This is a genomic window from Streptomyces sp. NPDC051664, assembly GCF_044453545.1.
GTDB lineage: Bacteria > Actinomycetota > Actinomycetes > Streptomycetales > Streptomycetaceae > Streptomyces.
This window is the reverse complement of record NZ_JBITCU010000002.1, coordinates 533655-546136: the sequence shown is the minus strand read 5'-3', so window position 1 is coordinate 546136 and position 12482 is coordinate 533655. Positions and strand designations below refer to the sequence as shown.

General features: G+C 69.5%; 10 protein-coding genes. 4 read left to right on the top strand and 6 right to left on the bottom strand.

Annotated features, from left to right (window positions below):
- Positions 1-24: 24 nt before the first annotated feature.
- The 4 genes from ACIA8E_RS05750 (at position 25) to ACIA8E_RS05735 (ending at position 3625) form a co-directional block, all read left to right on the top strand.
- Positions 25-825: a creatininase family protein gene (locus tag ACIA8E_RS05750; protein WP_399294902.1), complete on the top strand. Its 801-nt coding sequence runs from the start codon at positions 25-27 to the stop codon at positions 823-825.
- A gap of 32 nt (positions 826-857) precedes the next feature.
- Complete coding sequence (locus tag ACIA8E_RS05745; RefSeq protein ID WP_399294900.1) at positions 858-1985, top strand: mandelate racemase/muconate lactonizing enzyme family protein; 1128 nt, start codon at positions 858-860, stop codon at positions 1983-1985.
- A complete protein-coding gene (locus tag ACIA8E_RS05740) occupies positions 1982-2386 on the top strand; it encodes a RidA family protein (protein ID WP_399294898.1) in 405 nt (134 codons plus the stop codon). Before ACIA8E_RS05745 ends, ACIA8E_RS05740 begins: the two co-directional genes overlap by 4 nt.
- 729 nt (positions 2387-3115) lie before the next feature.
- Positions 3116-3625, top strand: a complete 510-nt coding sequence (locus ACIA8E_RS05735) for a hypothetical protein (RefSeq protein WP_399294896.1) — start codon at positions 3116-3118, stop codon at positions 3623-3625.
- Between the two features lie 270 nt (positions 3626-3895).
- Here the strand turns inward: ACIA8E_RS05735 and ACIA8E_RS05730 are convergent, their stop codons facing one another.
- The 6 genes from ACIA8E_RS05730 to ACIA8E_RS05705 all read right to left on the bottom strand — a co-directional run bounded on the left by ACIA8E_RS05730 (position 3896) and on the right by ACIA8E_RS05705 (position 12445).
- The gene (locus ACIA8E_RS05730) at positions 3896-4861 is read right to left on the bottom strand and encodes an ABC transporter substrate-binding protein (RefSeq protein ID WP_399294894.1); all 966 of its coding nucleotides are present in this window, start codon (positions 4859-4861) and stop codon (positions 3896-3898) included.
- 1 nt (position 4862) lies between these two features.
- A complete protein-coding gene (locus ACIA8E_RS05725) occupies positions 4863-6824 on the bottom strand; it encodes an ABC transporter permease (protein WP_399294892.1) in 1962 nt (653 codons plus the stop codon).
- A 112-nt stretch (positions 6825-6936) separates the two neighbouring features.
- Positions 6937-7986 (bottom strand): glycine betaine/L-proline ABC transporter ATP-binding protein, encoded by a 1050-nt coding sequence (locus ACIA8E_RS05720; protein ID WP_399294890.1) that lies wholly within the window; start codon positions 7984-7986, stop codon positions 6937-6939.
- Complete coding sequence (locus tag ACIA8E_RS05715; RefSeq protein WP_399294888.1) at positions 7986-9512, bottom strand: GMC family oxidoreductase; 1527 nt, start codon at positions 9510-9512, stop codon at positions 7986-7988. Before ACIA8E_RS05715 ends, ACIA8E_RS05720 begins: the two co-directional genes overlap by 1 nt.
- Positions 9513-9533: 21 nt before the next feature.
- Positions 9534-11063, bottom strand: a complete 1530-nt coding sequence (locus tag ACIA8E_RS05710) for an aldehyde dehydrogenase family protein (protein ID WP_399294886.1) — start codon at positions 11061-11063, stop codon at positions 9534-9536.
- 614 nt (positions 11064-11677) lie between these two features.
- Entirely contained in the window at positions 11678-12445 is a 768-nt protein-coding gene (locus ACIA8E_RS05705; protein ID WP_399294884.1) for a methyltransferase domain-containing protein, read from the bottom strand.
- Between the last annotated feature and the right edge of the window lie 37 nt (positions 12446-12482).

The window sequence follows — 12482 nt, the reverse complement described above, 5'->3', positions numbered from 1 at the left end:
CCATCGATCCGGGGAGACAGCGGTATGACCCACCGGAATCTGACCGAGGCCACCTGGCGCGAGACGCGGGCAGCGGCTCCCGACGCGATCGCCGTCCTGCCGATCGGTTCGCAGGAGCAGCACGCCGAGCACCTGCCGATGGGCACGGACACGATGCTCGCCGACGCCGTGGTCTCCCGCGCCCTGGCCTTGCTCGACGAGCGGGCCGCCGCCGGTGACGACGTGCCGGATCTCGTGCGGCTGCCGACGCTGCCGTACGGGCACAGCCCGCACCATCTGTTCGCGGCGGCGTTGACGCTGTCCGCGCCGGTGCTCGGCATGGTCCTCGACGAGCTCCTCGACTCGCTGGCCGCCTGCGGCTACCGGCGGGTGCTCGTCGTCAACGGACACGGCGGCAACGACGAGATCATGCGGCTCGCGGTCAAGCGGTTCGCGCTGCGCGCCGACGTGACGGCCGCGGCCTGCTCGTACTGGACGCTCATCGACACCGGCGAGCCCGAGGCGGACGCGGACGAGAAGCACGCCGAGCTGGTGCCCGGGCACGCCGGCTGGTTCGAGACGTCGCTGATGCTGGCCGCACAGCCGGAGCTGGTACGTGCCGAGCGCGCCCGGCGCGAGCCGGTCGAGCCGCCGCCGCTGTTCGACAAGCCGCCCTACCCCGGTCTGACCGTGGAGCGGCACGGCGAGTGGGAGCGGGTGGGCGGCGCCACCGACGACGCAGCCGGCGCCGACGCCGCGCACGGCGAGCGCCTGCTCGACCGGCGCGCCCGCGGCCTGGCCCGCGCGGTGCTCGCCTTCGACGCCGCGTCGCGGCCCGTCGCGTGACCCTCCACCACCTCACACGTAAGGAACCGTTCATGAAGATCACCGAGGTCGACGTCCACGTCGTCAATCTGCCGCTGGTCAACCCGTTCACCAGCTCGTTCGAGACGAAGACCGGGGAGACGCGCACCGTGGTGCGCATCAAGACCGACTCCGGCGTGGAGGGCTGGGGCGAGACGATGTGGGGCCGCCCGGTCGCCGCGATCGTCCGCGACCTCGCCGAGGACCTGATCGGAACGAGCCCGTTCGCCCTGGAGTCCTTCCACCGCCGCCACCACATGGTGCCGTTCTTCTACGGCTACCTGGGCTACGCCGCCCTGGCCGCGATCGACGTCGCCTGCTGGGACGCCATGGGCAAGGCCACCGGGCAGTCGGTGACCGACCTGCTGGGCGGCCCGGTGCGCCACGAGGTGCCGCTGACCGCGCTGATCACCCGCGCCGACGCACCCGGCGCCGACGCGGGCGACCTGCCGCGCATGCTCGCCGAGCACACCGAGCGCGTGGTGGCCGAGGGCGGCTTCACGGCCGTGAAGCTCAAGGGCACCAAGGACGTACAGGGCGACGTCGCAATCCTGCGGGCAGTGCGCGCCGCCCTGCCCGAGGTGAGTCTGCGCGTGGACCCGAACGCCGCATGGTCGGTGCCCGACTCGGTGCGCGCCGGTATCGCCCTGGAGGAGCTGGACCTGGAGTACCTGGAGGACCCGTGCGTCGGGATCGAGGGCATGAGCCAGGTCCGCCAGAAGGTGCGCATCCCGCTGTGCACCAACATGTGCGTGGTCCGCTTCGAGGACTTCGCGCCCGCCATGCGGCTCAACGCGGTCGACGTGATCCACGGTGACGTATACAAGTGGGGTGGCATCGCGCCGACGAAGGCGCTGGCCGCGCACTGCGAGACGTTCGGCCTCGGCATGAACCTGCACAGCGGCGGCGAGCTGGGCATCGCGACGGCCGCACACCTCGCGGTGGTTGCCAGCACCCCGGTGCTGTCGCGTGCCATCGACTCCATGTACTACCTGCACGCGGACGACATCATCGAGCCGCTCACGCTGAACAACGGCAGCCTGCGGGTGCCGGACGGTCCAGGTCTCGGCGTCACCGTCGACGAGGACAAGCTCCGCCACTACGCCGAGGTGAACGCGCGCGAAGGAGACCTCACCAAGTGACCACCGACAACTTCCGCCCCGGGCGCCACGCCGTCACGACCGCCGGGGCGCCCGCGCCGATCGGCGGATGCAGCCAGGGCATCGCCGCGGGCCCGTACCTGTTCACCTCCGGCTTCGGCCCGCAGGACCCGGTCACGGGCGAGCTGGGCGAGACGATCGACGAGCAGACCCACCAGGTACTGGCGAATCTGAGCGCGCTCCTGGCAACCGACGGGCTCACGCTCGATGACGTGGTGAAGGCGACGGTCCATCTCCAGGACGTGCACCGTGACTTCGCCGGGTTCGACCAGGTCTACCGGAAGCACTTCAGCGACCCGCGGCCGGTGCGCACGACGGTCGGCTCCGAGCTGATGGGTATCCTCGTGGAGATCGACGTGGTGGCGCTGCGCCGGAACACCTGATCCCGGGTACGCAACGGTGGGCCGGGCCGTCCGACGACGGTCCGGCCCGCAGCGCTTGAGGCGCGCGATCAGTCCTTGCCGTCCGGAGCGCTTTGCTCCACGACGCGCAGCAGCGCGCCTCGAAGGCGTCACGTTCCTCGAAGTCGATCGCCCGGTACGCAGCCGACGCCGATCCGGGGTCTGCGCCGGACTCGGCCTCGCGTCAGGTCCTGTGAAGGTTCTGGTCGAAGCCGAGCACCACGGCCTTGATGTTCGGTGATGCCTTGCGGAGATGACGGGCAGGATCCGTCGTCGACGCAGTTCGTCGCGGTGGGCGCCGGCCTGCTCGACGCGCAGGTCGCTGTGGTCCCGTCACGGTCGGGTCACGGATTCGAATATGCCCAAAAAAGTTACCCTGGGAGCACAAACATGTACCCAAGGTCACAAATCAGTGTCTTGGGGGCAGCCGTGGCAGATGTCGTACTGGCCGGAATTTTGGGGGCCGTCGCCCTGGCGGTATTCCTCCTCCACTGGGCGCACCAGAGAAGTCGAGAGACCATCACCCCGCTGCGCGCAAAGGTAGCCGCACACAGGATTGCAGCAATGCCGCTTGGCCGAACGTCCGTTGTAGCTGCCTCTGACACCCCGCAGGAGCCGGTCCGCCGCAACGGCGGTGCAGCCGCCCTTCTCGCCTCCTTCAGTGACCGAGCCCGGTGTGCCTGGAGGGGACATCGCACGGCCACCATCACGGTGACAGCCGCCACCGTCGCCATCGTCGGCGCGATTGCCCTGCCGTCGGGCGGGAGCACACCCCAAACAGCCACCGCCGCGCCGCCCGCCACTGCCTCGGGCGCCATCCCGGACGCCCGCCAGGACAAGAAGGGGGATGGTCAGGATACGGAGCACAGCCCCGCCGAAGAGGGAGACGACGCAGGCGTCACCTATGACGACAGCAACGCGCGGGCGTTCTCCGGCCCTGGATCGGTGGCCCCCCTCGAGGGGGAGCCCACCCCTGGGAGCAGCAGCACGCCCGCCTCCGGCGGCGAGGACCGGACCGAGCCGCCCACCGGAGGCACCCCGGCCCCGGACCGGACGACGGCACCCGGCCCGCCCGGGACCACCGCACCCGGCCCGGGCGCTTCCCCCGCCACTACGCCGCCATCTCCCACGCCGAAGCCCTCAGCGCCCCAGAAGCCGGACACGTGTGACGGCGTGATCGACCTCCACCTGCCACTGCTGCCGGACGTCTGCCTCCTGTAACGCAGAGGGCAGAGCACGCAGCCAGTTCGGTGATCTTGGTCTGGAGCTGCTGCGACACGTGGCCGTCAGGTGGCCCGGACTCAGGGTTCGCGCCCTCTGGCGATCACTCCGCCATCGTCGTGGCGTTGCTGCCCGGCATCGGCGGCATGCTCGCCCTGCGCCAACTACCCCGGCTCAGGCCCGAAGCAGACCGCGGATCGGAGACCGCGCAGACCTCGTGACGCTCAAAAGTGCCTCCGGTCGCGGAGACTGCCGGTCTGCCCATAGACATCACTTGGGCAGCCAGGCGCGCCACGTCGACTCGTTCTTGTCGACCCACTTCTTTGCCGCCTCCTGAGGTGAAAGCTTCTGATCGGCGATCATCAGAGCCACCTCGTTCTGCTCCTCGGTGCCCCAGGAGAAGTTCTTGAGGAACTGAGCCGCCTTGCCGCCGTTGCCGGCGAAGCGCGCGTTGAGGTACTTCTTCAGCGGCGTGTGCGGATAGGCGCACTCGACCTTCTCCGCGTCGGCGTCGCAGCCATCCTTGTACGGAGGCAGTTCGATCTCCGTCATCGGTACCTTCTCGAACAGCCACTGCGGCTTGTACCAGTAGGTGAGGAACGGCTTCTTCTCCTTGTCGAACTGCTTGATCTGGGTGATCTGCGCCGCCTCGGAGCCCGAGAACACGACCTGATAGTCCAGGCCGAGGTTCTTCACGAGCGCCTTGTCGTTGGTGACGTACGACGGAGAGCCGTCCAGCAACTGGCCCTTGCCGCCGCTCTCAGCGGTGCGGAACTGGTCGGCGTACTTGTTGAGGTTCTTCCAGTCGGTGACGTCGGGGTGCGCCTTGGCGAAGTACGTGGGGACGTACCAGCCGATGTGGCCGGTGACCCCGAGGTCCCCGCCGGGCGTGATCGTCTTCTTGTCCTTGACGTACCGGGCCTCCTGATCCGGATGGCCCCAGTCCTCCAGGATGGCGTCCACCCGGCCTTGGCTGAGTGCGTCCCAGGCGGGCACCTCGTCGATCTGAACGGTGTCGACGCGATAGCCCAGCTCGTGTTCGAGAAGGTATTCGGCCACGGCGGTGTTCGCCTGGGCGCCGACCCACGACTGGACCGAGAGCGTCACGGTCTTGGCGCCCTGCGCGTTGGCGAACGGAGAGGGCTGGCGCGTCATGTCCGCCGCCCCGCAGCCTGCAACGGCGACGAGACCGGCGGCGCAGACGAGCGCGATCAGAGGTGTGCGCGGACGAGCCATGTCAGGCCCCCTTCTCGGTGCGGCGCTGTGTCGGCTGCGTGACACGGTCGAGCATCAGGCCGAGGCAGACGATCGCGGCACCTGCGACCAGACCGGTCGCGAGGTCGCCCTGGGCGAGACCGAACACGACGTCGTAGCCGAGAGCACCTCCGCCGACGAGTCCGCCGATGACGACGACGGCGAGTACGAGGACGACTCCCTGGTTGACTGCGAGCAGCAGTGCCGGGCGGGCCAACGGCAGCTGGACCTTGCGCAGCTGCTGGATCCCGGTGGCACCGAGCGAACGCGAGGACTCCATGACGACGGGGTCGACGCTGTTCATTCCCTGCGTGGTGATGCGGACGACGGCGGGCAGCGCGTAGATGACGGCGGCGGCCACCGCCGGTGCGCGGCCGACGCCGAACAGCGCGACCACAGGGATGAGGTAGACGAACTGCGGCATCGTCTGGAACACGTCGAGCACCGGACGCAGCAGGCGTTCCACCCGCTCGCTCCGGGAGGCGGCGATACCGACGGCGAAACCGATCACGAGGGTGACGGCAACGCCCGCCAGCACCTGGGAGAGCGTGTTGAGCGCCGGGTCCCAGACGCCGAGCACGCCGATCGCGGCCATCGCGAGGACGGCGGTCAGTGTGGTGCGCCATGTGCCGATCACCATGGCGAGTACGGCGACCAGCAGGAGCAGTGCCCACCAGGGCAGCCACTGGAGCCCGTCGCGTACCGGATCGAGGATCCAGGTGGTGAAGTGGGCGGCCCAGTCCGCCGTGCCGCCGATGACCGGCACGCCGGAGTAGAGGTGGTCGGTCATCCAGCCGACGGCCTCATTGACCGGCTCGGCGATGCCGACGGTCCAGGCATCGGGCCAGGTCGGCTTGGAGGCGAGCCGTGCCACGACGGCGGCACCGACAGTGCCGGCCGCCACGACGGCCCAGCCGGACCAGGCGGGCCCGGTCTGCGGGGCGGTGGTGCCGATGCGGTTGCCGGCCGCGGCGGTGACCCGGTCGAGGACGACGGCGAGCAGCACGATCGGAATACCGGCGGCGAGCGCGGCGCCGACGTCGACGGAGGCGAGGGCCTGGTAGACGCGGTCACCGAGGCCGCCCGCGCCGATCACGGAGGCGATGACGGCCATCGACAGGGCCATCATGATCGTCTGGTTGAGGCCGAGCAGCAGTTCCTTGCGGGCGAGCGGAAGCCGGGCGGTGAGGAGCCGCTGCCGTCCCGTCGCGCCGAGCGAGGCCGCGGCCTCCATGACTCCGGCGTCGGCGTCGCGCAGTCCGAGCGCGGTCAGCCGGGCCATCGGAGGTGCCGCGTAGATGACGGTCGCCAGGACGGCGGCAGGCACACCGATGCCGAAGACCAGCACCACCGGCAGCAGGTACGCGAAGGCCGGCATGACCTGCATGGTGTCGAGTACCGGGCGCAGAGAGCGGAAGACCCGGTCGGACAGACCGGCGGCCAGGCCGAGCAGTGCTCCGAGGATCACGGAGGCCAGGACGGCGACGACCATCAGCGCGAGGGTCTGCATCGTGGGCACCCACATGCCGAGCAGTGCGCAGAGGATGAACGCGGCGACGGCGGTGACTGCGAGCCGGACGCCGGCGACCCGCCAGGCGATCAGACCGGCGGCGACCGTGACACCGGCCCAGCCGGCGGCGAGCAGGACCAGGTAGACGCCGCGTACGGACAGCACGACGGCGTTGCTGATGTGCCCGAAGAAGTAGAGGAACAGCGGGTGGGTGTCGCGGTTGTCGATGATCCAGTCGCTGACGTGCCCGAGAGGACCGGTCAGATCGACGGTCAGGCTCCCGGGCCATGTCCCGCCGCCGATGAGGAAGGCGCCGAGTATCAGCAGTGCGAGAGCCCCGACCAGCACGACGCCGGTGCGGTGCCGCGCGAAGGAGGAGGCCGGCGTGGAGGCGTCCAGCCCGGTGGTGCGCGGAGTGGTGACAGTGGCGGTCATCGCGGCCACCCCCCGCTCGTGGGCCGGGAGGCCCGCGCGGCGGCCCGGCATTCCGGTGCGGACGGGCCGGCTGACGTACGGCCCGGCGGAGCCGGGCAGGTACTCACATGCATCACGCGGCCTCCTTCACGGCCGGTATCCCGGCTACGACGCCGAGCAGGCAGGCGTGATCGACCACGCCCAGGCAGCGGCCGTCGTCGACCACGCGTGCCGTCTTGCCGGTGCGGACGACCGCCTCGATCGCATCGGAGACCGTGGTACCGGGTGCAAGCGCCGGGCCCGAGATGCTCTCCTCTCCGTCGGCGGGGCGCATGGCTGTCTGCACCGTCACGACCTGCTCACGCGGCACGTCGCGCACGAAGTCCCGTACGTAGTCGTCGGCCGGCGTCCCCACGATCTCCTCCGGAGTGCCCAGCTGCACGATCTGTCCGTCGCGCATGAGCGCGATGCGGTCGCCGAGCTTGAGCGCCTCGTTCAGGTCATGGGTGATGAAGACCATCGTGCGACCTTCCTCGCGGTGCAGGCGTACGACTTCCTCCTGCATGTCGCGGCGGATCAGCGGGTCGAGCGCGCTGAACGGCTCGTCGAACAGCAGCACTTCGGGGTCGACTGCGAGCGCACGCGCAAGTCCGACCCGCTGCTGCTGACCGCCGGAGAGCTGTCCGGGACGGCGGTTCTCCATGCCGTCGAGGCCGACCTTGGCGATGAACTCGGCTGCCCGCTCGCGCCGCTTCGCGCGGCCTATGCCCTGGATCTCGAGCCCGTAGGCCACGTTGTCGATGACCGAGCGATGCGGCAGCAGGCCGAAGTGCTGGAAGACCATGGCGGCGCGGTGGCGGCGTAGTTCGCGCAGCCGGCCGGCGTCCATCGACAGCACGTCCTCGCCGTCGATGGTGATCTCACCGGACGTCGGCTCGATGAGCCGGGTGAGGCAGCGCACGAGCGTGGACTTGCCGGACCCGGACAGGCCCATGACGACGAACACCTCGCCCTTGCGGACGTCGAACGAGACGTCGCGCACGGCTGCGGTGCAGCCGGTGCGCTCGCGCAGCTCGGCCGGGGTGAGCGCACCGAGTTCGGCATCACCGGGGACGCGGTCGGCCTTGGGACCGAACACCTTCCACAGGTCGCGTACGGAGAAAACGTGCGGCGGCGTGTTCATCAGGCATGACCCCCAGTAGTGGCACCGAGCAGATCTGCGCATTTCTCCCCGACCATCAGCACGCCGATCATCGGGTTGACGGTCGTCATCGTCGGGAAGACGGACGCGTCGGCTATCCGGATGCCATCGAGGCCCCGGATCGTCAGGTCGGGTTCGACGACGGCGAGTTCGTCGTCGGCCGCGCCCATGCGGCAGGTTCCGGCCGGGTGGTAGACGGTGTGCGCGACCTTGCGCGCGTACTCGCTGATGTCCTCGTCGGAGGTGATCTCGGGCCCCGGGCAGACCTCGCGCTTCAGCCAGCCGGCCAGCGGTTCCTGCGCCGCGATCTCGCGGGCGATCCTGATCCCGTCGACGAGCGTGCGGCCGTCGTAGTCGTCCTCGTCGGTGAAGTACCGGAAGTCGAGTGCGGGTTTGACCTCGGGGTCGGGGCTGGTCAGGTACAGCCGTCCGCGGCTCTTCGGCTTCGGGATGTTCGGCGTCATCGACACGCCGTGCGCGGGCCGCTCATAGCCGAGGCGCTCGGGGTTGTCGGTGAACGGGATCTGGTAGAAGTGGAACATCAGGTCGGGACCCTGGCTGTTCGGATCCCGCCGTACGAACAGCCCGGCGTCGCTGTCCATCGCTGAGTTCTCGGGAATCGGGCCGTGCGTCTCCCAGACGATGACGGACTCGGGATGGTCGAGCAGGTTCTCACCGACACCCGGCAGGTCGTGCACCACGGGGATGCCGAGCTTCTCCAGCTCCTCGCGGTGCCCGATGCCGGAGTGCATCAGCAGCCGCGGGGTGTCCACCGCACCGGCACACACCACCACTTCTCGCCGCGCCCGCACGAGCCGCTCCGCACCGTCCTTGGTCCGCACGTGCACGCCGGTCGCACGCGTTCCTTCGAGCTCCAGCCGGAACGCCCAGGTCTCCAGGGCGATGTGGAGGTTCGGGCGGTCGAGGAAGGGGTGCAGATACGCCACCGACGCCGAGGAACGCTTGTTGTTCTCGGGATGGTAGGCGAGGTCGAAGAAGCCGACGCCGTCCCGGAAGGCCTCCTTGTTGAAGCCCTCGACGCGCGGCACCCCGAGTGTGGTCTGCGCCGCGTCGACGAAGTCGCGGGCGATGGCGTTCCGGTCGGCCTCGTCGACGGGGACGATGTTGTTGCGCAGCTTGTGGAAGTACGGGTCCATCGACGCCGCGTCCCAGCCGGCCGCGCCCGCCTCGGCCCACTCGTCCCAGTCGGACGGCAGCGGCTTGAAGGCGATGAGGGTGTTGTGGGACGAACAGCCGCCGAGGACCCGGGCCCGGCTGTGGCGGATGTTCGAGTTGCCGCGGGGCTGCTCGGTGGTGGGGTAGTCGTAGTCCAGCTCACCGCCGAGGAGGCCCATCCAGCGGCGCAGGGTCAGGACGTCGTCCCGACCCACGTCGCTCGGTCCACCCTCGATGAGGGCAACGGTGATGTCCGGGTTCTCGGTGAGCCGGGAGGCGATCACCGAACCTGCGGTGCCGCCCCCGACGATGACGTAGTCGTAGTCGGTCATGTGCTCCACCTCTGCTCCCGTTCAGCCCGCGAACCAGCGCACGGGGCGCGGGGCGAGGTTCTGGTAGATGTGCTTGGCCTCGCGGTACTCGGCCAGGCCCGTCGGGCCCAGCTCCCGGCCGATGCCGGACTTCCCGAAGCCGCCCCACTCCGCCTGCGGCAGGTAGGGGTGGAAGTCGTTGATCCAGACGGTGCCGTGGCGCAGCCGGCCCGCGACCCGGCGTCCGCGGCCCGCGTCCGCAGTCCACACGGCGCCGGCGAGTCCGTACTCGGTGTCGTTGGCAAGGGCGACGGCTTCGTCCTCTGTACGGAAGGTCTCGACGGTCAGGACCGGCCCGAAGATCTCCTCGCGCACGACGCGCATGGATCGGTCGCAGTGGTCCAGGACCGTGGGCCGATAGAAGTACCCGGGGCCTTCGGGACGCTCGCCACCGGCCCGCAGCACCGCACCTTCCTTCAGCGCGGAGGCCACGAACTCCTCGGTCCTGGCGAGCTGCTGTTCGGAGACGAGCGGACCGCATTCGACACCGTCGTCGGTGCCGCGGCCGATACGGATCCTCGCGGCGCGCCCGGCGAGCTCGGTGACGAAGCGGTCGCGGACCGACTCCTCGATGATCAGCCGGGAACCGGCGGAGCAGACCTGCCCGCTGTGGATGAAGGCTGCGTTCAGTGCCTGGTCGACGGCGGTGTCGAATCCCTCGTCGGTGGCGCACGCGTCCGCGAACACCACGTTGGGGTTCTTGCCGCCGAGTTCGAGCGCGACCTTCTTGACGGTGCCCGCGGCGGCCCGCATCACCTTCGTACCGCTGGCGAGTCCGCCGGTGAAGGAGACGAGATCGACGTCGGGGTGGTCGGCGATCCGGGCACCGACGGTGGCACCGGCACCGGTGACGATGTTGGCCACACCTGCGGGCAGTCCGGCCTCGACGAGCAACGCGACGAGGGCAACGGTGGTCAGCGGCGTGATCTCACTGGGCTTGATCACAAAGGTGTTGCCTGCGGCGAGTGCCGGCGCGATCTTCCAACTGGCTTGGAGCAGCGGGTAGTTCCACGGCGTGATGAGTCCGCAGACTCCGACGGGCTCGTGCACGACGACGCTGTGAATCTCGTCGGATCCGGCGTCGACGACGCGTCCACCGCTCTCGTTCATGACGAGGTCGGCGAAGTAGCGGAAGGCGTCGCGCACGCAGTCCACGTCGACGCGTCCCTCTTCGAGCGTCTTGCCGGCGTCCCGGCACTCCAGAGCGCCGATCTTCTCCCGGTCGCGCTCCAGCAGGTCGGCCACCCGCCTGAGCAGTGCGGCCCGCTCCGCGACGGGCGTGTGCGGCCAGGGCCCCTTGTCGAAGGCCGCCCTGGCTGCGGCGACGGCGGCGTCCGTGTCCGCGACGCCACCCTCCGCGACGACGGCGAACGCCGTCGCGTCGACGGGGTCGAGAATCTCGCGCGTGGCGCCGGAGGCGGCTTCTCGCCACTCTCCGCCCACATGGATGGTCTTCTGTGCCGACACGTCGAGCCTTGCCCTTCTTGAGCTGGTCTGTCTGATACGGGGCATATCCCAGCGATCTGGTCCTCTTCCCCGGAAGGTGAAAGCCATGCGCAACGATTGACCGAAAGTGACCCGACTCACGCGTGTGCGCTGCTGCGGAGGCACTCCGCATCCGATCCCCGCGTCAGGCGGCAGGTCGGACCGGTCGGCACGATGCGCGGAGTTCCGGCCCGAGTCGGATCCTCGGCGCGCGGCGCGTGCCAGATCGAGCAGTCAGTCACGATCACTTGGGGTGCGAGGCGGTACGGACACCCGCCGACACGCTGGGCTCATGTACGGCTACGGCTGTCGCCAAGACCGTCCCGCGGTCGGTGCCGGTCTTGCAAAGCAGATGCCGGCGGTTCGAAACCGTCCGCGCCCACCAGGCCGAAGGCCCCCAACCGATCATGGTTGGGGGCCTTCCATTTACTTTTGACATCAACCAGGGCGGTCACTCACGGCCGGGACCCGCTTCGGCATGCGGTCCAGGTGGCTCAGGCCTCATGCTGTGTCTCCTGGACGACGTGGGCGTAGACGCTCATCGTGACGGCGATTTGGCTGTGCCCGAGAATCTCCATCACGTCGCGGGGGGAGAGCGACCCCGGCGGCGGTCAGCGGGTATCGCCACAAGTGCAAGGCCGTCAGCCTGTCGCCGTGCTGCGTCGACGGGTGGCAACGGCCAAGCTGACCACGTAATGCTCCTCGACCGTCCCGTTCGGGAAGACCTCGGCGAGGAGGCCGCGTTCCTGGACAAGGAACGTGCTGGTCGCCTCCTTGCCGAGAACGAGGAAGTCGGAGTAGCTGGCGAGGTTGGCGAGATGCATATCGAGAGGAACGCTCCGGGTCCACGGCACGTGCCGGTCGACGAAGCCGAGCTCGGATGGCAGTCCGCGGAATCGAGCCATGGGGTCGGGGGCGCTGTCGTCGGCACCGAAGAGGCGACGGAGGCGGGCGTCCTGGTCGGCAATCCACGGGACAGTGCTGTCTGAGTCGTTCCACCAGAGGGCGAGTGCACCACCGGTGCGCAGGACTCGGAGAGCTTCCGGGACGGACTTGCGCTGATCGGTCCAGTGCCAGGCCTGGGCATACGTGAGGATGTCGATGGAGCCGGAGGCCAGCGGCAGGTTGTTACCGTCACCGATCACGAGCGGGACTTCGGGCAGGCTGAGGCGGAACTGCGAGGCCATTCCGGGGCCGGGCTCGACTGCGATGACGTTCGCACCGCGGGCGCGGAGGAGCGTCGTCGCCAGTCCGGTGCCCGCCCCGACGTCCGCGACACGGGCACCCTTCAAGGGGCATCCGGTGAGTTCCTCGACCGCGTCGAGCAAGGCGGGCGGGTATGAAGGGCGGTTCGCAGCGTAGCCGGCGGCAGCCAAGTCGAACGAGCGGGCCTGCGAAGCGGTCGTCATAAGACCATTCTTGACGGGTCGTAGGTGCTGAGCGTCG